The organism is Agrobacterium sp. CCNWLW155, from assembly GCF_036888815.1.
Lineage (GTDB): Bacteria > Pseudomonadota > Alphaproteobacteria > Rhizobiales > Rhizobiaceae > Agrobacterium > Agrobacterium radiobacter.
Genome location: NZ_JBAKFW010000004.1, coordinates 18,816 through 42,895 on the forward strand (window position 1 = coordinate 18,816; position 24,080 = coordinate 42,895).

At 55.1% G+C, this 24,080-nt stretch carries 18 protein-coding genes; 11 read left to right on the forward strand and 7 right to left on the reverse strand.

Going from position 1 to position 24,080, the window contains the following annotated elements:
• Positions 1–145 precede the first annotated feature (145 nt).
• The 4 genes from V6S97_RS14625 to V6S97_RS14640 all read left to right on the forward strand — a co-directional run bounded on the left by V6S97_RS14625 (position 146) and on the right by V6S97_RS14640 (position 6,011).
• Positions 146–829 (forward strand): hypothetical protein, encoded by a 684-nt coding sequence (locus V6S97_RS14625; protein ID WP_334427242.1) that lies wholly within the window; start codon positions 146–148, stop codon positions 827–829.
• Positions 830–914: 85 nt separating this feature from the next.
• Positions 915–3,227, forward strand: coding sequence for a Mu transposase C-terminal domain-containing protein (locus tag V6S97_RS14630; protein ID WP_334427243.1), 2,313 nt, complete (start codon positions 915–917; stop codon positions 3,225–3,227).
• Positions 3,227–4,180, forward strand: coding sequence for an ATP-binding protein (locus V6S97_RS14635; RefSeq protein WP_334427246.1), 954 nt, complete (start codon positions 3,227–3,229; stop codon positions 4,178–4,180). The genes V6S97_RS14630 and V6S97_RS14635 overlap by 1 nt, the downstream gene beginning before the upstream one ends.
• A gap of 19 nt (positions 4,181–4,199) precedes the next feature.
• Complete coding sequence (locus V6S97_RS14640) at positions 4,200–6,011, forward strand: TniQ family protein (RefSeq protein ID WP_334427248.1); 1,812 nt, start codon at positions 4,200–4,202, stop codon at positions 6,009–6,011.
• A 164-nt stretch (positions 6,012–6,175) separates the two neighbouring features.
• On the opposite strand, the gene V6S97_RS14645 is transcribed toward V6S97_RS14640, so the two are convergent.
• The gene (locus tag V6S97_RS14645; RefSeq protein ID WP_334427250.1) at positions 6,176–8,290 is read right to left on the reverse strand and encodes a DEAD/DEAH box helicase; all 2,115 of its coding nucleotides are present in this window, start codon (positions 8,288–8,290) and stop codon (positions 6,176–6,178) included.
• A complete protein-coding gene (locus V6S97_RS14650; RefSeq protein WP_334427252.1) occupies positions 8,287–9,129 on the reverse strand; it encodes a HamA C-terminal domain-containing protein in 843 nt (280 codons plus the stop codon). The genes V6S97_RS14645 and V6S97_RS14650 overlap by 4 nt, the downstream gene beginning before the upstream one ends.
• 1,419 nt (positions 9,130–10,548) lie before the next feature.
• On the opposite strand from V6S97_RS14650, the gene V6S97_RS14655 reads away from it, so the two are divergent.
• On the forward strand, positions 10,549–11,241 hold the full coding sequence (locus V6S97_RS14655; protein WP_334427254.1) for a hypothetical protein: 693 nt from the start codon (positions 10,549–10,551) through the stop codon (positions 11,239–11,241).
• 738 nt (positions 11,242–11,979) lie between these two features.
• Positions 11,980–12,495: a disulfide bond formation protein B gene (locus V6S97_RS14660; RefSeq protein ID WP_060724916.1), complete on the forward strand. Its 516-nt coding sequence runs from the start codon at positions 11,980–11,982 to the stop codon at positions 12,493–12,495.
• A gap of 31 nt (positions 12,496–12,526) precedes the next feature.
• On the opposite strand, the gene V6S97_RS14665 is transcribed toward V6S97_RS14660, so the two are convergent.
• Positions 12,527–13,084 (reverse strand): HNH endonuclease, encoded by a 558-nt coding sequence (locus V6S97_RS14665; RefSeq protein ID WP_003507075.1) that lies wholly within the window; start codon positions 13,082–13,084, stop codon positions 12,527–12,529.
• A gap of 346 nt (positions 13,085–13,430) precedes the next feature.
• Here V6S97_RS14665 and V6S97_RS14670 point away from each other — a divergent pair, with 346 nt between their 5' ends.
• The 3 genes from V6S97_RS14670 (at position 13,431) to V6S97_RS14680 (ending at position 15,523) form a co-directional block, all read left to right on the forward strand.
• On the forward strand, positions 13,431–13,730 hold the full coding sequence (locus tag V6S97_RS14670) for a hypothetical protein (RefSeq protein ID WP_162996185.1): 300 nt from the start codon (positions 13,431–13,433) through the stop codon (positions 13,728–13,730).
• Positions 13,731–13,865: 135 nt separating this feature from the next.
• On the forward strand, positions 13,866–14,471 hold the full coding sequence (locus V6S97_RS14675) for a transglutaminase-like cysteine peptidase (RefSeq protein WP_020811385.1): 606 nt from the start codon (positions 13,866–13,868) through the stop codon (positions 14,469–14,471).
• A gap of 260 nt (positions 14,472–14,731) precedes the next feature.
• Entirely contained in the window at positions 14,732–15,523 is a 792-nt protein-coding gene (locus V6S97_RS14680; protein ID WP_003507081.1) for a metallophosphoesterase family protein, read from the forward strand.
• Positions 15,524–15,554: 31 nt separating this feature from the next.
• Here V6S97_RS14680 and V6S97_RS14685 read toward each other — a convergent pair whose 3' ends face one another.
• From V6S97_RS14685 to V6S97_RS14700, 4 genes are all read right to left on the reverse strand, one after another.
• Positions 15,555–16,781, reverse strand: a complete 1,227-nt coding sequence (locus tag V6S97_RS14685) for a glycosyltransferase family 4 protein (protein WP_003507083.1) — start codon at positions 16,779–16,781, stop codon at positions 15,555–15,557.
• On the reverse strand, positions 16,778–18,115 hold the full coding sequence (locus tag V6S97_RS14690; protein WP_003507085.1) for a polysaccharide pyruvyl transferase family protein: 1,338 nt from the start codon (positions 18,113–18,115) through the stop codon (positions 16,778–16,780). Before V6S97_RS14690 ends, V6S97_RS14685 begins: the two co-directional genes overlap by 4 nt.
• A complete protein-coding gene (locus tag V6S97_RS14695) occupies positions 18,103–19,587 on the reverse strand; it encodes a lipopolysaccharide biosynthesis protein (RefSeq protein ID WP_003507087.1) in 1,485 nt (494 codons plus the stop codon). Before V6S97_RS14695 ends, V6S97_RS14690 begins: the two co-directional genes overlap by 13 nt.
• A 162-nt stretch (positions 19,588–19,749) precedes the next feature.
• Positions 19,750–20,985 carry a glycosyltransferase family 4 protein gene (locus tag V6S97_RS14700; RefSeq protein ID WP_003507091.1) on the reverse strand — a complete coding sequence of 412 codons (1,236 nt, stop codon included), beginning with the start codon at positions 20,983–20,985 and terminating at the stop codon, positions 19,750–19,752.
• A gap of 493 nt (positions 20,986–21,478) precedes the next feature.
• Here V6S97_RS14700 and V6S97_RS14705 point away from each other — a divergent pair, with 493 nt between their 5' ends.
• On the forward strand, positions 21,479–22,798 hold the full coding sequence (locus V6S97_RS14705; RefSeq protein WP_003507093.1) for a hypothetical protein: 1,320 nt from the start codon (positions 21,479–21,481) through the stop codon (positions 22,796–22,798).
• A 143-nt stretch (positions 22,799–22,941) separates the two neighbouring features.
• On the forward strand, positions 22,942–24,054 hold the full coding sequence (locus V6S97_RS14710) for an acyltransferase family protein (RefSeq protein ID WP_035213068.1): 1,113 nt from the start codon (positions 22,942–22,944) through the stop codon (positions 24,052–24,054).
• Positions 24,055–24,080: the final 26 nt, after the last annotated feature.

The following is a 24,080-nucleotide window of genomic DNA, read 5'->3' on the forward strand; positions in this document are numbered from 1 at the left end:
TGTTGCACCATGTGTTGGTGCGTCGTGCCATTCTGAACGAATTGCGCTCCGGTGCCGGAGAGGACATTCGCTCCCGATTTGAGGTGTTCCAGGACACCGGATCGGACGCGGATAAGCAGGCAATCGTCGGGATGCGTACGTCACGATGGTAAGCAATCCCCAATCCCCCACTTTCATCGACGGCGAGCCCCTGCTGTGGGTTGAACCGTTGCGCCACGAAGGTGTGCGTAACGTTACCCCCAAGCATTTGTTGAACACCAACGGTTCGAGCGTTTTCAATAATCGCGAGGTGCAGCACGAAAGCGGCACCGAGAAAAAGGTCGCTTCGGTCCTTAAGGCACAGCCTGGCGTCGTCGAGGTACGCTCGCAGTTCATGACAGTTGAGTATCACGACCAGGACGGTGTGCTTCACAAACACACCGTCGACTATTGCGTCCGTGATACACGCGGCCGTTGGGAGGCTGTTGCCGTCAAACAGGAGAAAAAGAGGGCGGAAGTCGAGGCCGTCTTTAAGGGTATGCTGCCCGAGTATCGTGATCGTTTTCATAAACTGACGATCATGACCGAGCAGGATGTTCCTTGGTGGGTCGTACGCAACGCCGATAGCATCCTGTTTTATCGAGAGTTGCACGACAACCATCACGTTCAAACCCTGCTGGATGAGCTTCAGCAGCGAGCCAAGACCAAGGTGTGCTTCTACCAGATGTACACGCCTGGCATGGACCGCCCGTCTCGCACCGCAGCGATATGGCGGCTGATCGATCTCGGGTACGTAAAGCCCGAGCCGGGTCTCATCAATGAGCTGACCTGGTTCACGGTCGAAATCTAATCGCCCCTTAGCCCACAACCCATCCCATCCCAGCCACTTCGAGCCACTTTCGGAGCACGGCGAAGCTATGTCCAAAGAGGACACTATGACTGACAACTCTGACGCCAACGGCAAGCTTGAACTGCGTCCCGTTCCGGAAAGCACACCTTCGATCCCCCTCATGACGCCGAGCGACCGTTTCGTTTATGAGGGCACCCCCCTCATCGCGGTTTCGTACCGCGCGACGGATACATTGTTCTTTCACGAGAACGATCCGATGACGCACAGGCGCATCAAACATGCTGAAATCGAACTCGCAATCGATGAGGGTCGCGCACAGTTTTACCCTGGTTTTTATACTGAGACGGGTGTGAAGGCTTACGAGCGGTTCGGCAACAAAACCGTCGACGAGTTTAAACCCGACGGCGTTGCCGTTGCTCGCTACCACGAATTCCTCGTCTTGAAACACCGTGCCTGGTGTGTCGAGGTTGGGCAGTATGTGCCCCGCAGCCTGAAACCAGCAGCGGAAATGCCTGGCGGGCGCTCCATGGAAGAGCTGTTGCTGAATTGGACCGTCGAGTATCAGCTGCTTCAGAAGGAAAAAAACGAAGAGACTGGGAAAGTACGAAAAAAACGTGCCGGTAAGAAGACCAACGGCTTTGAAGTGCCAACAGTTCGCAGCTTCAACTCCTACGTTAGCAAATATGAAAGCTGTGGAGACGATGTGCGTGCACTCATTCCCCAGCAGAAGGGGCCGAAACGCCGTCACCTGCAGGTCGAATGCGCCGAAAGCTATGCGATCTGGCGACAGGCTGCTGCCGAATTTGCTTCAAAACGCAAAGTACCGATGTCCAAGGCACGGAAAATCGCGAACGCCCGTATCCACGAAGCCAACAAAGCGCGAACTGAAGACCAATCCAAACTGATTTTTGTCGAGCGTAAGCGCTTTGAGAATATGATTAAACAGCTGCGGGCCTTCGACATTCTCGCCGCTCACGAAGGCGAGGCGTACGCCCACGCGGTTTTCAAGCCGAAAATGGATTCTTACGACGTCGTTCGCCCTGGTGAGCGGGTCGAATTCGACGACTGGAATGTCGATTGCATTACCCTGATGAAGGAAACCGGCGTCTGGTTGCGTCTTCCTGCCAAATTTCAGACCATCCTGGAAAAAGCCGCAGCAGACAAACCCCAGCGCATTTGGTTCGTGGGTGCAATTGACGCCGCGACCGCCATGCCTTTGGCGCTGAAGGCAACTCGGAAGCCTTGTGCTTCCGCCGTAGTCGAGGCCCTCGAAATGGTGATGTCGGACAAGACGCACATTTCGAACCTGGTGGGTGCAAAGACGCCTTGGGCCGCTAAAGTGCGGCCGGAGAACGTCTTCACCGATAACGGAACGCCTTACATCGCTGACATCACACGCGATGCCTTCCTTATGAGCAACGTGTCTCTCACCCGACCACCAGCAGGTCAAGCATGGAAACGGCCATTCATCGAATCGCTATTCAAGACATTCGCGAAGGACTTGATGTCGTATTTCGATGGTCGCACGTTTTCCAACGTCGTCGAACGACGCGACTACGATTCCGTCGCCAATGCAACCCTCATCGTCGACGAATTCATGGTGATCGTTTATCGCTGGCTTTGCGATGTGTTCATGAACACTCCTAGTGCCCGCCTGAACGGATTGACGCCCTATGAGGCGTGGGAATTGAAGAAGCGTACCTATCCGATGCGCCCAGTTCCTGGTCGACACGAAAAACGTCACATCTTCGGAGTGAAGAAGGAAAAGATCATCCGCAGCGAAGGCATCGTCCTTCACGGCATTCCATACAACTCAGATGAACTCCAGTCTTACCGCCGTAAGCACGGTTCGAAGAAGCTCTTCCCCGTCCGCTTCCACCCTCGCGACCTGGAATCGATTTCCGTCCACACCGAGGATGGATGGTTGACGGTCGGAAATTGCATTGGAGTACCTCCGTATATTGGCCTTGAAGAATGGTATTTGGCGAAAAAGGAACTTGAGCGGCTAAACGAAGAGCGGTCAGCGCGCTCCGCGCCCACCATGTATGACGGCATCAACTGGGTACACGGCGTCGTAGATGCTGCTGCTCTGCGTAGCGGTATCTCCCCACATATGCGCAGTGCCGAAGACATGTCTCGCGCCACTGCGAGGCTCTTCGAAGGTCGCGCGATCACGAAGGCAGAAGCCGGTGAGCTGGCACTCCTAGCAACGCCTGCTGCTCAGGCAACTCCTTTGCTTCAGGGGCATGTTGAAGAGCTTCCTGCTGAAATCCTGGCCACGAAGACCCCGAAAAAGAAGGCTGTCGAGCCCGAGGTCCCCATCATCCCTGAGGTAGATGAGGCTGTTGCCGACATTGATGAGGACGACGAAGATTCCCAGCTCGGAGATTACAAGTAATGAGCGATTTCAGCGACATGTCCATTGAGGACCGCAAGCTCCATATGGAGCTGAAATACTACCTTCAGCTCAAAGACAGAGAGCTTGAGTACATGGTGACCGATCTCGTCAATAACGCGAAGCGCTGCGAGAGGGGAGGCGGATCGAAAGATCGTATTCTCTTCGTAATCGGAAACTCTGACACTGGCAAAAGTACCGCCCTCGCACGCCTCTTCAAACAAATGGAAGCGTTCCAGCCGTACGAAGATGAGTTCGGAAAGCGCGTGGTTCCATTGTTGAGCATAAGGTGTCCGCCCGACTGCTCACCCAAAAGCTTGGCCGACACCGTTTTGAACAAATGGAATTTGTACGCCAAAGCCAACCAGAATGCGGTTTCGCGGTGGGCTATGATTGCCCGGCAACTGCAGTTTCGAGGGATCAGGTACCTGCACTTCGATGAAATGCAACACGTGAATACAGGTGGGACTGAAGGCGCGATACTGCAGGTGCAAGATTTTGTGAAGGGCTTAACGGAGATCGACGATTGGCCGCTTCACTTGATCCTTTCCGGTACGCCCAAGATGAAACGCTTTATGGAGAGCGATGAGGTTGCCAATCGAGCGAAGGTCCAACGCTTCCATCTCGTGAAATCCACAAAGAAAAACGCGGAAGCTATCGGCAAGGTCGTGCGCCAAATCGTGGAAGACGACGCAGGGCTACAGATTGGGTGGACTGAGGAAGACGAGCTGATTGCCCGGCTGATCGTGGCGTCTAAGGGTGCATTTGGGACCATGATCAAGATTACCCAGAAAGCGTGTTTTCGCGTCCTGGATAGCGCCGGGACAAACGTGACCATTGGGGACTTTGCCGCCGCGTACAAATCCCGGCGCGGGAACCTCGCAGCTGACAACCCATTCACGACTACCGATTGGAGGAACATCAACCCTTCGCACTCCCTGTCTGACATGGATTAGGTGGAAAGGAGACTGCTCAATGAGCAACTTTGGCCGACTTCCACATGTCGTGTTGCCCTTTGACGACGAGACGGCGGAGAGTTTTGTAGCGCGGTTGGTGTTGGCGAATGGCTTTCATTCTCTCGCTGAGTTTTGCGACTTTACCGGTACCCGTCAGGGCGGAATCATTGCAATGGATCGCGACGAACTCGATGCGGTAGCTCGGTGGAGCGGCGTGTCGGAAGCACGCCTGCAGGCGTTCGCCATCAGGCGAGATGGCATCGTTGCTTTTGGTGCTGCGCTAGTGAAGCGTACACAGTTGAGGGCAACTCACCGCAGGTACTGTCCGCACTGCTTTTCGGACGACATTCGAAACGGGACAGGTCATCCTAGAACCCGCATTTACATGCGGGCAACTTGGCGTTTAAGCGTGATCTCTAGGTGCTCGCGACACGGAGTTCCGCTTGTCGATCTTCCAGAAGATTTTGACACTCTTGATCTGAAAGCCCTTACAGATATCAACGCGCAGGACGCAGTGGCGTCTGGCGCATCACCGCATGATCGGTACTTTTCAGCGCGACTGTTAGAACCACCTGCCGCTTATTATCTCGACACGCTGCCACTCTACGTTGCCGCTGAACTGTGCGCAGTTCTCGGAGGGCTTCATCACTTCGCAACCGAAGGAAAGATTTCTGATCGCGTGCCGGGCGGCATGACGAACCCCGAGTGCCTGGCGTCAGGATATGCAATCGCTGCTGAAGGGCGAGAGGCCGTCTGGGATTTCCTGACGTCGTACATCGTGAAGATGGTTGGCAAAGCTTCCAAGTATCCGATGGTCTATTCGCTGCCATTGCGATGGCTGCGAGACGAAGCTCCCGACGGTGATTACGGCCCGATCAGGGAACTGTTTCAGGATCATGCCGAGAAACATCTTCCACTTGATAAGGGCGAGACGTTCCTGACAGTGATCAGCCGCAGACGGGTTCACACCGTGTATTCTGCAGCAAAGGAATACGGATTACCTGAAGATCGGGTTCGTGATGTCGTGATCAACCAGGGCGGTGAAAAAGCTGTCATCGCGACGTTCGGAAGCCGGAGCGTCGTTTTCCGCAAAGACGAGGCCCACTCATTGCTGATTGCTGCCGCTTCACAGCTGACAACAACGCAAGCCGCCGAACGTTTGGGATGCGCGATGACGCAAATGGAAGCGTTATTGAACGGGGGACATTTACAATTCTCAACGAATGGCGAGGGAACGGCGCGCGTATACCGATGGGTATCGGTTGACGAGATTCAGAGATTTCGTGACCGCATCGAGGCTCAAATTTCGCCCACCCCAACAGAAGGCGATCTCGTCCCCATACTGGTCACTACCAAAATTTGCCATCGAACGTTCGTTGAGATCATCGCGCTCATCCTGAATGGCAAGCTGGCCCACGTGCAAATATCAGGACCGGAATTTCGGCTCGATAAAATCATGGTCAACCCGACTGAGATTGACGAGCTTTCTGCATCAGGGTTCGGCGGGGAATTCCTTGATCGCGCGAGTGCTGCTGTAGCGTTGGAAACTCGCCGAGAGACCATCAACGATCTTTTCGACCTTGGGATCGTGCCTACAATGAAGGTCCCGCACAAAAAGATCAGGAGCCATATTCTTGTGGTGCGTTCAGACGATCTGAAAAGGTTTTCGCAAGAACATATTTTGCTCGATGTCCTTGCAAAAGAACGAGGCGAAGCAGCAATTGTTGTACGTAAGCAACTTGAGAAATTGGGCATTTATCCTGCCTACGAAACCAGTCGTAAGGGGACTAAAATCTACCGTCGACCTGATATCGAGCGTTCAGGACTCTGAAGCAAAGGGAAATGGTAATTTGTTATCGTTGTGGCTTGTGCGTTCCCAAACAATTTACCGCAGTAACCCATTCGTCTATACTCGTCCGTACCTGTCGCTGAGGATAGGTCGTACATTTCTGATGACTATGAGCGCTGAGAAGCGCACGTCGCGTATATCAAACCCTACGCGAAATTCGTAATTAATCCCTGTTCCACATCCTCCAACGCGAACGCGCGTTGGCCTTCTCGGATTTCCAGCACAGTTTTAAGAACTCTTCCAATCGTCGCGTCCGCTGGAATTGCATCACGTAGCTTTTCAGCGAGCGGCATAGGGACACCTCGTTCATCGAGTGCTTTCACCCAGCTCGGTCTAAAATAGTTTTCAATCTGAGTTGCGAAGAATGACCAATCGACGGAGTCTTCCACAAGCGAATTCACGATAGATTCGCATGCCATGACAGCGGTCGGCACAGTGTAATCGCAGCCACGAAGAAACTCGAAGCCCGCGTCGACACGGCGTTCCTCAGTTTCGTCTTTGAACGAACGCTTAACCAGGAAGGAAAGGAAGCTCCTGAGTGACTTTGAACGACGAAGTTGTTCAACGAAGAAGCTAAGTTGTCGGCCGCTCCTAGCTCCGACTTTCAATCGGTTTTGCTTAATCAAATTTTCGAAAACCAACTCAAAAACGCAGTTGCGCTGGTCTTTGGAAGGCAAGCCGCTCCATTGCAGGAGAGATGGTTCTTCTCCTAGAGTCGAAGCGACTGCGTTTCGTAGGTTAATTAGATTATCCAGGCCGAAAGAACCGTAGCGTTCAATTATTATCGATGAAAGCTGAGAGCGCTCTTTGATCTCCTCGCGGCGCTCGACCCCATCCTCAGCAATATCATACTCACTCACACCAAAAAGAATTGGCTCACTAGCGTTGTCGGGGTCCGAATAAATCGGGACATCGACTATTGTTTCAACCTCAGGAGGCGGGTCGTGATACAGAAAGACCTTACCAACAAAGTGCCGCATCATACGCCCCGCACGCCCACGGATGTTCGCAAACGAAAAGAAGTCAAAGTCGGTCGTGTTAATTTTCTTGTCGTAAACGTAGATGATCGCGGCCGACGTGTTGACGCCTTCAATAAGGGTTGAAGTGCAGATAAGTAACTTAAGTTCAGCGCGTTCAAATAAATCTATCACACGCTGTGCAATAGCACGCGGCAGCCTCCCGTGATGCAAGCCAATTCCCCGTCGAAGACAATCGACCAATCCCCAATGAGGGCTATAATTCGTGGCGAGCCACTCAGCTAATGCGAGAGCTTCAGCGGAGCCTGGTGTGTCATCGCGCTTGATTATTTCCTTCGCCAATTCGCGAGCGCTTCCTGGAGAAGCGGTGAAGGCAATCGCCAACTGATCTTTGTTTTCGAGATAGTCCTCAAGGAAGGTAGCTACGCGGTCGTCTTGCTTGGTTCTGTCGATGATATCGACAGCCACAGTTCGAAAATTGGTCTGAACAAACGTGAACTTTCCGGCCCAATCCTGTCCAAAATTTATGCCGGAAATGTGTGGCCCTGCCATGAAAACCTGGCGCGAAATTTTAGAAAGCCGATAAAGGGCAAGATTCAAAAATTGGTAGCGTGGGTCATCGCGATCCGGATGCAACTTGTAAAATTCGTCGATAAACAAAAAGTCCACCTTCTTAATGTCAGTACGGTCAAGGACTCGTTCTTGGGTCATAACGTAAATCGCGTATTGACTCTCCCTTACGTCGTCCTTGTGGAAGAGAATTTGATAATCCGAGCCCACATTTCGAATGAGCCTACGGCGCGTCTCGTCAATCAACGCAATGGTAGGAACGATGATCACGACCGTTTTCGGCTTCCGTTCAATGATGAAGTAGTCAAGGATGGCAGATTTCCCAAAGCTCGTCGGCGCGCTTAATACGACGTTGTTTCCATCGAGCAATGAAAGAAAGATTTCCATTTGTTCAGCATGGAAGGTGAAAGGCTTTTCACTGATGACGCGATGAGAACCGATCACGAGCTTCTTGAGCGCCGGTGTGGGTTCCCAGTCTTTCAAATAGGGGAAAAGCCCAATAGCTTCGGTAAGATGCATGACGATGTCGGAAGCATAAAACGGCAGCATGCCTCGATTGTTGGCGTCTAGAAGCCGGATTGTGATTTCCATGCTGGTTGGGTCTGCCCGGCCGAACTCGGCGATACGCGACCCGACACATGCGGCGCATTCAAACAGGACATCGGCATCGACATTATTTGCTGCAATAGCATGGAGTATTTCGTCAGGGCTCAAGGCAGGTGCGCTCCCAATCTTTTATCGAAAGCGTCGAGCAGGAGCTGCTTACTAAGCAGCGGTACTAGTATGAGCTGAATTTTGATGTTCCTAGCCTCCAAAAAAGCTCCGAACTGACTGCTGATCGCGACGGCTTCCTTCCGCAGACCTTCATTAAAGGCATCGGTGATGGACTTGGCCGTGTTTACAGACGCCGATTCATAGGTGATTAGCACCGGGAAAACAGCCTTCTCAAATAACTCGTCCGCTGACGTCTGCGATTTGAAGAGTCTGCCAATTTGCTCGGAGAACGGCGTTGACGGCGTAATGTGCCCAACAATCATCGCCTTCTCAGCATTGATGAAGGCGTCCAGGAAATGTTCTGTTATCGATTTGACAGCAGCCTGGACCGCCTTATTCGCATCCGAATAAAATTTTGCTTCACCGAGCCAGACCTCGAAGTCTTCATCTGACGAGACAACAAATACTCCATCAAAACCTTTGACGGTGTCGTTCGGAGACGTCTTTAAAATCAGTTTGCAAATAACTGGCGCGGCATTGTGATACTGGACGCAAGCCTGGTGAAGCAAAAGCTCGCCAATTTCGCCGCGTGTTTCGCTCTTTTTGCTGTAGATATGGTACGCAGCCCGCTGTACAAGCTCTCTGTAATTATGAATGCCGAAAGAAAGCTGGTCCTCTTGGCTTAATGCGGCATAGGGCAGCCACTGCATCAAGTCTTCGGCAAATTGCTCAACGCGCCACTTCTCTGACTGATATCCTGCACAGAGAGTAACGACTTCGGGGTTAGTTTTTAGTTCTTGCACGCGCACGGCAAGGAATTGCTGAGGATATGTAATCATCTACCGAACCAACTAACCTACAGTCTATCCGAGCGAAATTTTCTGACAAGCGAATTCGCGCGTACGTTGCACAAACCGGCTAAACCTTAATTTTCAAGAAAATAAACCTGGACCCCCGCGCTCAAACCCGTGAGAAGCCATCGGGAACGAGCTTCTTGCACGCAAAGCCTATCGGGGCGCTCATACAACTTTTCGTACCTGTGATTTACACCGATCTTCGCGGAAAAAGGTCCCGTGGCCTTAGAGCCAACGTTTATAAGGTCGCTGTGTCGACTTGGTGATCATGGAGCAATGGTAGCGTTGTACCAGCTACGGGGGAAGCCGGTAGTCAACGGAGGTTTACCGACAGCTATATCGAGCGTGTAGATATTTAGGACACCGAAATCCATGGATCGCTTTAGCGGGCTTTTTTTAGGTTCTAGATCAACCCGCGAGGCTTAACGGAGTCTTTAGACGATACCAATCACGTACGTCTAGTTCCGCGATTAAAACAATGTTTACAAGCTCTTGGTACAGCCGATCTTAATAGGGGGCCGTTGATCAATGCTAGCAATTGTATACTGGAATCTCGGAAAGCGGGCGACAGTTAAGCATGTGACCGACCTTGTTCACGAAGTGACTTCGTCTCGGATGTTATCCGGTCCAAATGGCGATATTATACTTGGGCTCAGCGAAACTGGTAAGATCACCGCCCCGACCCTACAAAGTGCGCTGGGTACTGATTTCATCGTAAAAACAAGTGACTATAAGAAATTCATATGCGTTCAGAGGCTGCGGTCCGGGCAGCTAGTATCAACTTTTGAGGAAGAAAAGGCTTGGCCTTTTCTGTTGCATCGAGGAACTGGACAGACGCTCGAAACGCATTTGTTATGGTTCGTCCATCGTCCGTCGAAATTGGGGCACATCAACTCAACGTCTTATTCTGCTGTCGATGCCGCCAATCTACGTCAGCAGGTAGAATCCTAGGAACTGCAATACTCAACCAATAAGTCAGTGCTGATTGGAGACTTCAACGCCGACCCATACAGTGAATCAATGGTTGCGGCGGACGCGCTGAACTCTGTGATGTGTCGAAACATTGCGTTGCGAATGCGGAGCCGACAGAAGGGAAGCGGGCGATCTAAAAAGATAATTCCGATGTTCTACAATGCAATGTGGAGTGCTCTTGGCGATCAAACAGATACCCAACAACCGGGGTCGTACTACAATGGAGGCGACCTTTCGGATTCAGCGATTTGGCATGCTCTCGATCAAGTGCTCATCAGGCCTTCATTAATTCCCGTACTAGACACCGGAACACCGAAATTTTTGACAAGAATAGGATCGACAAGCTTGCTGTCGCCTAAAGCCAACGCGGTTGACACAAGTATCTCCGACCACCTCCCCGTGCTCGTCACGTTGAAGATTTGAGGAGTCATCATGTCTAAGGATTACGACGATCAACAGATTGAGGAAGCGATCCCAAAGCTCTTCAGGGAATTGACGGAGAAAACGACTAAACAATTTTTCCCGGTTCGTTTTGATTTCAGGCACGAATTCGAAGCAGTCACAAAACTTACGACAATGTTTGCTTGGCCTGAGGGCTTTCCTGAGTCAGCCTATGATGTTCTAACCATACGATCATTTGACGGCGATCTTCCCGCACTCTGTGCATCCCCTTTTGATTCCTCGATGAGACCTAGGAAAGTAAATTCCAACTTTGACCTGATACAGCTCGTCAATACATTGCTGGATTCCGATGCAGCTCGCGAAATTTTTTCAATAATGACAGATAGGGTGCTGGAGCAACATCGTACCTACGTTCACAACGGCCAGCTAAAGCGAGTTGATCATGATCGCGTTCAACTTGGATACCCTTTTTACGACAGCAGGGGCACGCTTTGTGCCGCGTTATCTGTTAACGGCGTCTCAGGTTACGTCAAACTGGCCACGCTAAGAAAGCTGGCCACCCCACCGGGTGAAAAAGGAAGCGCATACGGCTCCAAAGATCGCGACAGCTATTTCGCGAAATTCTCACTTCTAGGACCAGCAAGGATGACCTTGAACGAGATCGAGGTCTCGGAGCTTGTTAACTGGTCGCAACACATTCTGTCCTGGAAACCAAGGGAATAAGTTTCTGCATCCCTTGCAAAGGACTGGCTGGGATCGTCGCGTATTCCCAAGCCCAGCTGCGCCCTTCATGCGCCTGACGTCAAGGTTACAGGCCGCCTTGGCAACAGTGACTCCACGTTCGCCGCTTTAAGCTTATACTCGCGGCGGAATATTCGCCGTCGAATCCTGCCATGTCTCGGAACACGTTATTCGTTATCCAAGGAAACCGGCAGCGGACCATTCTGGTAAAATACATTGAAGTCGGACAAAATTATAGGAACGGATAGGCCACAATAGCACTCTTACAGACATACCAAAGGCGCATCATCATCACCACGCAGCGATTACTGCGACAAGCAAACGGAGCGTGATTGTTAGGGCCAGCAGCCAAGCGCCGCCTTGAGCGTCAGGTTCGGGATGGCATCGCTGACGAGCCTACCTAATCCCGACCAAGTCCACGAACTTAAAATTGCCCAATTATTTCAATGAATGCTTTCTGCCAGGGAAATTCGTTAGGGGCCGCACCAAGCGCCTCCAAGTGAACCCTTTAACGGTCTCACGCCGGCCGGCAAGCTCACGAAACTTTGCTTGCGCGCACCCCGAATATTGCCAGGCTTTCATTTGCCAGATGCGGCGGACTGGATTAGACGAATCCCGTTACACCCCGTGAGGACCGGCGACTTAATTTCGCCATCACGCCCGCCTTTTTGAAAGCCCGTCCGGGATATCTGCTTCTTCGCGAAGTTTGAGGAAAACAACATGGCCAATGCGACCACCGCCGACAATAGCCGCACGCTCGCCGCTCTCGGCGTCACGGCGGGAATGATCTTCACCGTCGGCTCCGCCCTCGGTTTCCAGCATATTGGCGGTTATACGCCCTGCGCGCTGTGCCTGCTGCAGCGCGATCCCTATTATTACGCCATTCCGCTGGGCGTATTGGCCGTTGCGACCAGCGTCTTCAAATTGCCGGTTCAGATCACCCGGGTGCTTCTTGCCCTTATCGGCGTGGCGATGCTGATCGGCGCCGGGCTCGGCGTCTATCACGCCGGCGTGGAATGGGGTTTCTGGGCAGGGCCGATTACCTGCGCCACCGGGGCGCCTTCCATCACCACCAACGCCGGCGATCTCCTGGGTAATCTGAACGCCATCAAGGCGCCCTCCTGCAACGACGCGGCCTTGCGGGTGCTCGGCCTTTCCTTCGCGGGCTGGAATGTCATCGCAAGCGTTGCACTTGCGGCAGTCGCCTTTTTTGGCGCGAGCCGGAAAAGCCGGTAAGCGGAAAAGCCGCATTGCAGTCCTGAAAAGATCAGGGCTGCAGTTCGGTATCCCAGTAAAGATAGTCCATCCAGCTTTCGTGCAGATAATTGGGCGGGAACAGCCGCCCATTATTGTGCAAATCCTGAACCGTGGGCTGGAAGGGCCTCTGCGCCGGGAACATGCCCGCCTGCTTGGGAAGCTTGCTGCCTTTTTTAAGGTTGCAGGGAGAGCACGCCGCAACGACATTGTGCCAGGTGGTTTCACCGCCATGCGCGCGGGGAATCACATGGTCGAAGGTCAATTCGTCCCGCGTGCCGCAATACTGGCATTCGAACTTGTCCCGAAGGAAAACGTTGAAGCGTGTGAAGGCGGGGTTGCGGGTGGGCTGCACGTAAGTCTTGAGGCTGACGACGCTCGGCAGCCGCATGGAAAAGCTGGGGGATGACACCGCGTGATCATATTCTGCAATGATGTTCACACGGTCTAGAAAGACAGCCTTGATCGCGTCCTGCCAGGACCATAACGACAAGGGATAATAACTCAGTGGCCTGTAGTCTGCGTTCAGAACGAGCGCCGGCAGGGCCTGTGGTGAAACTGCAATCGTCAAGGGCTTCTCCTGAGCGATTCGGCATCTGCACTTGTATATTAGGTCCGTTGTTACAGGATTGTGAAGCCTATAAATGCAGCGGCAAAGAGCTTAATTTTTGAGCCCCAGAATGGCGTTTTTCGCATTCCTGACGATCGAGCGGCACGGTGACGCCTCCTGGCGACGTGACACCGCTGGCTGATGCGGCAGGGAGGCGATTCGGCCTTTGCCAGACACAAATCCTTCTCACACCGGATGCAATATCGGTGATATGATTACCCCCGACGGACGCTGAAAAAGCAATGCGCGCCGGGCATGGCAAATGTGCGGCGGCGTCATCCATTATTTCGTCCATGGAGGAACGGCCATGACGGTGGGCAGGCAGCAAGCAGCAGCATTGCGCAGGAGGCTTGCGGCCGGTGTTCTGGCCGCCACGATCGGCTTCTCCGCTGGTGCCCATGCGCAGCAATATCAGAATTTCGAAGTGACGCCGGATGGCCGCGGCGGGGCGCAGGGAACGATCGGCGGACGCAATTTCGAAGTTTACCGGAATTACGACCGGCCGCCGGCAAGCAGAGCTTCACCCGATACACAGCGAGAACTCCGACGAGCCGTCCCGCAACAGACCTGTATTGTCGATACGGAAGGTCGAACCCGCTGCAAGTGAGCGCGAACCCAATTTTTCAACGCGCTGTAACAAAATTAGATTTCATTAAAATGCAATCTATCGACTTAAACGGCCCGCAAGAATGGGTCGCTATGGTGCCAGCACAAGAGAAGGCAACTGTGCAGGGGCAAGGACATGGCGAAGAGAACAATCCGTCTGGCAACGTTTTTTGCCGTCGCTGCCGGCATGGCGGCGAGCATTGCGACAACGGCATCGGCCGTGCAGCTTGGTGGCCTTGCCCAAAAGCCTGGCGCATCGCGGCCCGGCCTCTTCATGACCACGAGCCGTCCGACCATCGCGCCCATTGCCTTTGCCAAATTCTGTGAAAGCGCCGCCGACCAGTGTATCCGGACTGGTGACCGCGATACGGTGGAGCTGAGCAAGCAGAAACGCGCGGAACTCCAGCGCATCAACGCCGAGATCAACACCTCGATAATCTATGCCAGTGAAGGGGACGGCGAAGACGACTGGAAACTGAACCCGGCAAGCGGCGACTGTGACGATTATGCGGTGACCAAGCGGCAACGCCTCCTGCGCGCCGGCTGGCCTTCCGGCGCCCTGCGCATTGCCACTGCCCGCACGACGGATGGCATAGGTCACGCCGTTCTGGTCGTCAGCACCAGCCAGGGCGATCTGGTGCTGGATAACCGCACCAATGTCGTCAAGCCGTGGAAAGCGGTGGATCTGAAATGGATCAAGATCCAGTCGCACGAGGACCCGCGTGTCTGGCTGAAACTCTAGAACATGTCTTTACGCTGAAACCGCCCTTTCGGACGACAGGCCCGACCGCCGGTTTAAGGCAACGTATCTTTCGGACATCAAAGAGGGTATTCTCTCCTCGCAGGATTGACGCATCCTGCTTTATAAAAGCCGCCTTTCGCTGCTTCGTCCGGCGGGTTTTGACGGGTGACCCAGCATCGCGTCAACGCAGCTTTGGCGGGTGATGCGGCAGCCTCTTTCAACGCTCTTGACCTTGTGCAGGAGAGACAGTATCGGCAGCTATGCCCAAGGTGCTCAACTGGATTCGCGGTCGTAAACAACCAGCCTCCCGCGACGACCGGAGGCGGCGCAGAATCGACCTTGGCGACAAGCCGGCTTCCTTTCCGATCTACGCCATTGGCGACGTGCATGGCAGCCTCGACCTGCTTTTGCAGGCGGAGCGAAAAATCCTTGCCGATCTGGGGCCCGACCCCTCTCCCGCGCTGGTCGTTCTCCTCGGCGACTATGTCGATCGCGGGCGCGATTCCCGTGGCGTTCTTGAACATTTGCTGAAGCCACCGCCGACGCCGCTGCGCCGTATTGCACTTTGCGGCAACCATGAGCAGCTCTTCCATGATTTTCTCGAAAATCCGCAGGAGAACATGCACTGGCTGGACTTTGGCGGCCGCCAGACGCTCCTGTCCTACGGGGTCGACATAGACTATTTCCTGCAAAAGGGGCGCTTGAGACTGCAGCCGTTCAGGGATGCCCTGCTCGGCGCAATTCCGCAGCCCCACCGCCAGCTTTTATCCAGCCTGCCGATCTATGCCCGGATAGGGTCTTATATTTTCGTGCATGCCGGCTTGAGACCGGGATTGCCGCTGGAGGCGCAGACCGATGAGGACATGCTCTGGATCAGGGAGCCGTTCCTTTCACAAGGGGCCGGGTTGGACCTCGTCGTCATCCACGGCCATACACCGGTAACCGAGCCGGAAACCGGCCCGCAGCGGATCGGCATCGACACGGGTGCATTCACCACGGGCAGGCTTACCGTTCTCAGAATTTCGGATGCGGGCTTACACCTGATTGGTTAAGCGCGTTGCCGCGACCTCAAGACTAGCGGTTTCAACCAATTCGTCTGCCGCTCAGAATATTATCAAGGGTCGTCATTTGCTGGCGATTCCATTCAATGGCGTCCTCAAACGCCCTGTTTCCCAGTTCCTGCCGCTGATCGTGGCTCGAGGCGAGCTGCAGGATCGCGTCGGCGAAACCCCTGTGGTCATTATCGTCCACAATGACCACGCCGCCCCGGTATCGGTCCGAAAGCCCCCTTGCGCCCGTGCGGGTGCTGATTGTGGGAACACCGGCAGCCAGGGCATCGAGCAATTTTATATTGATGCCTGTTCCAAGCGTGATGGGATTGATGGAAAGCGGCGCGCGCGTGAAGGCGTCCTTCACATCATCCACGCGGCCGAGCTTGAGAATGCCCTCTTCATCTTCAATCTTGCCACATATACCGCCCGCCAGCACCAGACGTATATCCGGCCGGGCAGCCCTTACCAGCGGCATGATGTTCCGGAGAAACCCCTTCAGGGAAATGATGTTGGCGTCATTACCGGAACCGAGAAACAAGAAGTCGCTCGGCGTGAAGTCTTCCACTTTTCCATTGAGATCGAGAATATGGCTGACGGTTGCGAGAGCCGGCGGCTCTTCCCCCAGCCGCTGCCGGAACGCGTGCTCCTCTTCCTCCTGAATGGCGACAACCACATCCGCACGGCGCAATGCCCGGCATTCCACCGCCGGCGGCACCGAGAACCAGTATCCATATTTGTTGGCGGTATTGATGAAGGCTTTGTGCCGGTCGGCGAAGGAATCATGGGTATCGAGAATACGCAGCACGCCCTTCGGCAAGCCCAGAAACGCCCTCGAATGAAACGCATATTCCACAATGACGGCATCGATCCCCAGCCGGCGTTGAATATCGCGAAGCTGCCGACCCATTTCCGGATAATAGAATTCATCCAGCTGGTTATAAAAACCACGCTCGCGACCAAGCATCCGATGGAGCTTGCGAAGGGCCCGAAACGACGTCAAGCCAACCTCGAAACCAAAATCGCCGGGAAGCCGGTTCCTAAGGCTAGCCCCCTGCTGGGAAACAAGGTGCAGGTGATCCGGTCCGAATTCAGCCTCATGCCCCGCCAGATCGAAATCGGTGGCAATCGTGCCATCGACATGGATGAAATGCACCTCGTGCCCTAGGCCGCGCACGGCGCGCGTCAGCTGCAGAATTCTGCTTCGCGCACCTTCATTGGCGGGAACGACCGGAAATGCCGAGACGAAAGCGACTTTCATGAAAGGACGGAAGCACGCGCCGGGAAAGTCTCGAACAGCTGAAAATTCCTCTTCGACATCGCCAGAATTTCCGGCAGTTTTTTCCCGACGTTTTCACGGATTTCGTCGGATTGGTCGATAAATTCGATCAGTGCGCTCTTGATTCCATCCTGCGTAAGGAAGGAAGACGGAGAAAGCAGATCGGCAGCGGACAGACCAAAATGCTGATAGAGCCCTTCGAACTTTCCCTGATAGGCGATGCATATCGCTGGAACGCCTTTGCCGAGCGCCGCAATGGCGAGATGCATGCGCCCGCTGACGAGGCCGTCCAGCTGGCCGGCGACGCCTTTCAAGACGGGCGCTGACCATTTTCCGTCGAGATAACGGACCCTGTCGGTTCTGGACGCAGGCACACGCTCGGCGATAGCCTTGAGATAGGCCTGATCGCCCACATTGTCGCGATAGTCATGCGGGATGAGCAGCCAGCACACCGGCCGGGCATCGACGGCAAATTGCAACGCTTCCGCCGCGTGCCTGATGACCGCCTCGGTCTGCGCGCGGTCAGCGTTTTTGAACAGCATCGGATGCAGGTTGAAACCCATGACCCGGTATCCCTCGGCTCGCTTTCGCGCGATCCATGAACGCGTGCCCTCATCAGGTTCCGATGGAACGAGACTGAACGCGGAATCGGAAACGAGCGTCGCATTGGTCTTCGCGAAGGTTTGCAGGCGCTCGAGCGAGATAGTGTCACGCACCTTGAGCGAGCATTCCGGATGAAGGGAACGATAGAACATCGCCAGGGGGGCATGCGGCGTTTCATTGAAGCTGAAGCCGAGAATGACATTCCTTATTCCGGCAGCGGCGGCGAGATCCGCACTCGCAAGAAGTTTTGCGCTGACCAGTGGGTGGTAGTACCCATCCATGACATCGGCGCCGACAACGACGACACTGTCGTATTTTCTTGTCGCGTATTGCTGTGCCAGGGCTTTTATGAAGTCGGGCTTGCCAAAGATATCGACGGGGACAAAACCCCTCTGGTAAGCGGAATCGGCATGGTCCATCCCGTCAACAAGAATGTCTATCTCGACATCGGGATTGCTCGCACGGGCATGTTGCAGCGTCGCGGTGATCATCGCATCATCGCCCAACGAGCCGAAAAGGGTGATGGGGTCGCCGGCCACGATCAAAAGCCGGCTTAGCCGGTCGCCGGCAGCGGCGGGTTTCATGCCTGCCTTCAATTCCTGCAGATCGTCAAAGAGTTGCCGAAACGCGATATCCCTTTTTCGCCGCTCGATATATTTCACGGCTCTCTGGCGCAGCGGTGCTGGCAGTATTTTTTTTATCAGCTTGCGCATTTGCTTTCCTTTCGGGAAATGATTTTGCCCATGACGAGCGCGATGGCGGACCGGGCCTCGTTCCGCGCGGTCAGCACCAGAAGCAGAAGATAGGCCACGCCGAAAATGGAGCCGAGCAGGATGCCGGATATGAAATCGCCGGCGCCCAGCAGCTTGACCTCGGGACGCATCCATTGAACGAGCAGGAAGCAGAAACCGCTGGAGGCGAAGCTCGGCAGAAGCAGGAGGAATATTCGCCACAGCCCGATGCCAAGCTCCCGGGCGATGAAGAAAAATGTGAAGGGCGTGGAGGTCAGCTGCCCGACGGCATAAACAATGACGATTTCCCTGATGCTATCGGTCGGAACCAGCAGGATCAGCAGGATCGTCGAAACCGCCTTGATGCTTCCGGCAATCAGCACCTTGTTCGGTTTGCCGCGCGCTGAAAGGAAAGGCGCGTTTTGAAACTGAACACATTGCAGCGCGCCAAGCAGAAGCAGCGGTTGCGCCACCCCGTCGGCACCCTGCCATCGCACACCAAATAGCACGTTGCAGATTTCCGGCGCCAATGCCGCGGCGAGCACGAAGACCGGTGTCGAGAAGATCGCCGACATGGTGATCGACTGCTTGTAGAGCGCCGCCATTCGTTCCCGCTCGTGCGATATGCGTGAAAGCACCGTCAGTGAAACGTCATAAAGCGCCGCCTGAAGCAATTGCATCAGAAGTTGATAGAGCCTGCTGCCGACGGTGTAGAGGCCGAAGAGCGCGACCCCGTAATGTCCGAGAATCATGAAATCGATCAGGCGCGTGGCCGCGAAATCGACAATACGAAGGCCGAGCGCCGACGAACCGAAGCGAAGCAGTTCAACGAAAGTGCCGGGGTTGAGGGTGGCGCCCGGCAGCCAGTGCGGCTTTCGCCAGAGCCAGATCAGCGTGACGATGGTGGCGACATAGGTCTGAACGACGAGGCTCCAGACACCGAGGCCGATGATTGCGAAAACAATCGCCACGCCGCCACCGATGATGTTCGATATGAAGGTTCTGATCGCCAGCGGCTTGAAAGCCAGCGCGCGGCGATAATTCACCTCCTGAAACATCGATGCCGTGTTCAGCGGCAGCAATATGCAGATCGCCACGATGACCGGCGCCAGCCCTTCGACCTCAAACCAGCGCTCCAGTTCTGGAGAGAACACGCAGACGGCAATGGCCAGCAATGTCGCCACCGCAACCGAGGCATAAAACGGCAGATTGACGTCGCTGGGCTCCAGATTGCGTTTCTGCACGATCGCATCCGCGAATCCGAATTCCGACAGCATCTGGATCAGCATCAGCACCAGCCCGGCGGTGGCGACCATGCCGTAATCGGTAGGGCTGAGGAAACGGGCGAGGACGATGAAGAGAATGGAGGTGAAAAGCTTGCCGCCCCAGTTCTGGACGATGGACCAGAACACGCCTTTCAGGGCCGCATTGCCTATCGACGTTGCCTCGGACATCAACCCACCACCCGCAAAACCAGCCGTATCAACGCGTCAGGCGCAGCGACCGCAAAACAGTCGACGCCCATGCCAGGAAGGCGGAGGCTGCCGTTATTGCTTCCCACCATATGCTCTCTCCTTCGAAGAAAACCGCTGTAACGGACGGGGTCCGTTGCCGGTCTAAGATGCACGCAGGGTTCGGCTTTGCCGGTGGCTCGTCAGGACGTCCTCATAAAGTTTCACATAGTTTTCGCCGACCCGGCGCGAGGTGGATTCCTCGACGATGTTTCCGAAATCGGCCTCCGTCGGCAATTCTTCGCGCGAAAGCGTCAGCACGCGGCGAATACGGGCAGCGAGATCCTTGGCGTTGCCCGGTTCGAACAGCCAGTCGTGGTTGTTCTCGCCAATCAGCTCCGGAATGCCACCGGAGGCTGCGCCGATGACAGGCACACCCATGGCATAAGCCTCGTAGATCGTGCGCGGTGAAGGCTCGGCCCAGAAGGAGGGAACGATGAGCACATCGATCTCTTCGAAAAACTCCTTCGGCCTTGCCCAGCCGACGAACTCGATCGGCAGATCACCGGCCTGGGCCGTGAAACGCTCGATGGAATCATCCATCGCATGACCGGCGACCAGACAGCGCCAGTTGCCGTGACCGATTTCCTTGAAGGCATCGACCATGTTGCCGACGCCTTTTTCCGTGTTGATGCGGCCGATGTAACCGAAGGTCAGCGGCCTGCCGCTGCGGTCAATCTGCCGGCGGGCGACGGGATCGCCCTCGGGAACCGTGCAGGAATAAAAGATGACGCGGCGCAGGCTTTCCGGAATGTGGTGGAATAGCCCGTGATTGACGTGCGTCTTGAGGATTTCGGTGCCGACGCTTGCGACAGCGCCGATATAACGCTGCGTGAATTTCTTGGTGAAATTCACCACCTGACAGCCGAGATGGAGGTGCTCGCAGGGCTTGCCGCCCTTGAACATGGCGGCATTGCCGCACAGGAGATCATATTCGCAGATCGTGTGAACGATCGGAATGCCGCGCTTATGCGCCGCCCGCCACACCAGCGTCGTCACATCCAGCAGCGAGTGGGTGTTGAGAACGTCAGGTTTGAAATCGTCGAGAACGGCCTCGAACTGCTTTTCGACGTCGAAATTCCATTGCTGCTTGAGCTTCTGCATGCGCCGCTGCTGCGGCGAATATTGCGGCCAATCCTCAAGCCAGAAATCGTTGTTGTGGAACATGCGGTAGACGGAGACGCCGTTGCGCATCGTTTTCGGTTCGGCCTGCCGCTCTATGCAGGCGGCGCCGACCGTATGTCCCATGGAGACGAGTTCCTCGGCGAGATGTTCGACCGAGCGTTCGCATCCACCAACGATATGCGGCGGATAAAGGCTGCTAAGATGGAGAATTCTCATGCGGATACGCTCTATTTTCCTTCATCGAAAATCTATGGCGTCCATCCCGGGCACAGTCGTCTCCGTAAATTCCCGGAGACCAGTGAGACATCTGCAAAATACAAAGAGCCGGAGCGGAACTAATGTTTGAAAATATGAATTACGAAAATCTACTTTTCAAAAAGCACGGGAATTGGCGGCATTTCAAGTGATTTTTTTCGCGGCGCGGTAAAAGCCATGCGGTGTTGCGAAAAGAACCGCTCTCATGTTACGGTTTAGCCACTTTAAAGTGCAGGCAAGCGGGAGCAATCGGCTCCGTTGCGGCTGATGACAATACTACATTTGATAATATCTGTTTTATTTCAGACACATGGATTTTTGAGCGACCGTAAATGCCAAAAACTTCCAGGACATTCTGATCTCGAGATGCGGACAGCCGTGATCGTCATTTAAACGGCGACATCCATGTGATGGCGCTTGCTTATACTCTCTCCGGACGTACCAGGAGGCGCAGATGAATGGAAAACAGCCGATCGCCATGGGTGGCCTGACGCGGCGCAACCTGCTTTCAGCCGCACCCCTTGCATTGGTCGCCGCCTCCGGTTTGCAGGCCATTCCCGCACGGGCGCAGCCGGCTGCTTCCGCCAATACCGAAGCCTTTCTGGACAGCATAGGGGTGTGTGGCCACTTCACCCGCACCACAGGCGTCTATCCGGAACAGTTCGACCGGATCATGCCCGAGATCGAAGCACTGGGCGTCCGGCATCTGCGTGATGACGGGCTCATCGCCGCCAGAAACAGCCCCGTCTTTCAGCGGCTGCGCCGGATCGTGGCGGCGGGCCTTCGCCTCACCATCATATGTTACGACAATCTCAACCCTTATGTCTCCACGCCGCTCGACAGGCTTGCGGATTTCTACGACTGGTCCGACGCGGGTATCGATATTTTCGAGGGCAGCAATGAACCGAACCTGACGAAGGATCCGCAAAACGCCCCGCGCATTTCGGCGGAGCATCAGGCCGCCCTGCACGCCGCCGTCCGCTCGATTCCGCGACTGAGCGCGGTGCGCGTTGCGGCGCCAAGCTATGTCCTTGAGAACAGGGCGCTGGCATTGGACCTGAAGGATGTCTGCGACTACGGCAATATCCACCCTTACGCGGGCATGGAGCACCCCGAAACGACCGGTCCGGGGGCGCTCTCAAAATCCGTTGCCGCTTCGGCGCATATAGCAGCGGGCCGGCCGGTGCTCGCCACGGAGATGGGCTACCATACCTCGCTGCAAACCGAGACCTTTCATTTCCCCGTCACCGAAGGCATCAAGGCACGCTATATGCCGCGTATGCTGCTCTGGTGCTTCATCAGCGGTATCCGCCGGTCCTATATCTATGAAATGGTTTCAAGCTTTGCTGCGGATGAGACAAACCCGGAATCCTCCTTCGGTCTCCTGCGCCATGATCTGAGCCGCACCCCCGCTTACGAGGCCGTTCGCGCCCTTCTTTCCCTCTGCAAGGCAGAACGGCAAACCGGGCAGGAGGAACGGCAGATCGATTTCCTCACGGCCGATCCCCAAAGATTGTCCCTGCATCTCGCAAGGCCGGACGGTGCTTTGCTCGTGCCGGTCTGGCTTGGAATTTCCGGCTGGCAATGGCCTGCGCGGATCGAAAACCCGCCCGCCGAACGGGTTGCGACATTTTCGGTGGCCGGCCAGCACAGTCACGTTGTCGCACACCGTTTCCGCGATGACGGCTCCGTGAGCCAGCAGACAATAACGCAGGAAAGCGGGCAATACCGGCTTTCGGTCAGCGACCAGCTTACCGTTCTGGAAGTTTTCTGAGCGGTGCGGAGGAAATGCCGCATCGCAAAATTGTGTGTATCGCGTCGTGCTGTTGCATGCTAGCCTGCTTGAATAATGGACTTCTACCCCGCAACCGCGGGCGCAATATATTACTAAATATATCTTTATTTTATAGATTGACGATGATGAAAAACTTTAAAGAAGCGCCCGCTGCCGGGGCGCAGCGTCTCGATGTTCTTCAGGTAATGCGCGCCGTCGCGGCAACCATGATCGTTGCGTTGCACGCTGATGTGAACTGGCAATTCACGCTTTTCCCGCTGCATCTGCTGAGGCTGGGCGGCGGTGTCGACCTGTTTTTCGTCATTTCCGGCTTTGTCATTGTTTATGCGTCCCGGCCCTATTTTACAGCGCCAGGCGGCCGTTCCGCCTTTCTGCTGCGCCGGTTCCTGCGCATCGTCCCGCTTTACTGGTTTGTGCTGACCCTGCGGCTTGCCATGGCCGCCAGCGTGACCGTTATCAGCGCCAAGGCCTTTCCGCCATTACAGTCGATCCTCACATCCTATCTGTTTATTCCCTATGACAGCATGGGTTATGGCGACGCCTATCCGTTTCCGCTGATCGATCTCGGCTGGACGCTGAATTACGAAATGTTCTTTTACATCGTTTTTGCGGTGTTCATCTTCCTGCCGCTGGAGCGCGCGGTATTCACGACAGCCGCCGTGCTGTTTACCGCCGTCATGGTCGGCTTCACCTTCGATCTCGGCCTGCCGTTCAGCTTCTGGTTTCAGCCGATCATTCTCGAATTCGTCGCAGGCATGTTCATTGCGGTCCTCTTCCTGCGAGGCGTCCGCCTGCCGCCCCTGCTCGGGCTCGCAACGGCGCTGTGCGGCCTGGCGATCTGGATGCTGACCGATCTGAGCAGGATTGGGTTCCAGTGCGATCCGGGCTGTTACTCGTTTTCGCGGCTGCTCGTTTTCGGCGGCGGCGCAATTCTGCTGATGGCAGCGGCGACCTTGACCAGAAACATCTCCCTGCCCCGTTTCGCGCAGCCGCTGGCAAAACTCGGCGATTCATCCTACGCGCTTTATCTGTTGCACCCTTTTATTTTCCGGGGCTTCAAGATCGCGCTCGGCGGCGTCACTTACCCGCCGGAGTGGAGCAACGTCGTTTATCTCGTCATCGTCGTCAGCACCGTCGCCATAGCCCACGCCTTCCACGTCCTTGTCGAAACACCGGCCAATATCTGGCTGCGTGACCGGCTGATAACATCGCCACGGAAAGTCGCCGTGTCCTGAATAAACCAGAGAAGGCAAGGGCGGCG

Bases quoted from the DNA above. Each gene is read 5' to 3' on its own strand.
- V6S97_RS14625 (WP_334427242.1), top strand. From the start codon at position 146: ATGGTAAGCAATCCCCAATCCCCCACTTTCATCGACGGCGAGCCCCTG.
- V6S97_RS14670 (WP_162996185.1), top strand. From the start codon at position 13,431: ATGACGGTGGGCAGGCAGCAAGCAGCAGCATTGCGCAGGAGGCTTGCG.
- V6S97_RS14630 (WP_334427243.1), top strand. From the start codon at position 915: ATGACTGACAACTCTGACGCCAACGGCAAGCTTGAACTGCGTCCCGTT.
- V6S97_RS14655 (WP_334427254.1), top strand. From the start codon at position 10,549: ATGTCTAAGGATTACGACGATCAACAGATTGAGGAAGCGATCCCAAAG.
- V6S97_RS14680 (WP_003507081.1), top strand. From the start codon at position 14,732: ATGCCCAAGGTGCTCAACTGGATTCGCGGTCGTAAACAACCAGCCTCC.
- V6S97_RS14700 (WP_003507091.1), bottom strand. From the start codon at position 20,985: ATGAGAATTCTCCATCTTAGCAGCCTTTATCCGCCGCATATCGTTGGT.
- V6S97_RS14705 (WP_003507093.1), top strand. From the start codon at position 21,479: ATGAATGGAAAACAGCCGATCGCCATGGGTGGCCTGACGCGGCGCAAC.
- V6S97_RS14640 (WP_334427248.1), top strand. From the start codon at position 4,200: ATGAGCAACTTTGGCCGACTTCCACATGTCGTGTTGCCCTTTGACGAC.
- V6S97_RS14675 (WP_020811385.1), top strand. From the start codon at position 13,866: ATGGCGAAGAGAACAATCCGTCTGGCAACGTTTTTTGCCGTCGCTGCC.
- V6S97_RS14660 (WP_060724916.1), top strand. From the start codon at position 11,980: ATGGCCAATGCGACCACCGCCGACAATAGCCGCACGCTCGCCGCTCTC.
- V6S97_RS14685 (WP_003507083.1), bottom strand. From the start codon at position 16,781: ATGAAAGTCGCTTTCGTCTCGGCATTTCCGGTCGTTCCCGCCAATGAA.
- V6S97_RS14695 (WP_003507087.1), bottom strand. From the start codon at position 19,587: ATGTCCGAGGCAACGTCGATAGGCAATGCGGCCCTGAAAGGCGTGTTC.
- V6S97_RS14690 (WP_003507085.1), bottom strand. From the start codon at position 18,115: ATGCGCAAGCTGATAAAAAAAATACTGCCAGCACCGCTGCGCCAGAGA.
- V6S97_RS14650 (WP_334427252.1), bottom strand. From the start codon at position 9,129: ATGATTACATATCCTCAGCAATTCCTTGCCGTGCGCGTGCAAGAACTA.
- V6S97_RS14710 (WP_035213068.1), top strand. From the start codon at position 22,942: ATGATGAAAAACTTTAAAGAAGCGCCCGCTGCCGGGGCGCAGCGTCTC.
- V6S97_RS14635 (WP_334427246.1), top strand. From the start codon at position 3,227: ATGAGCGATTTCAGCGACATGTCCATTGAGGACCGCAAGCTCCATATG.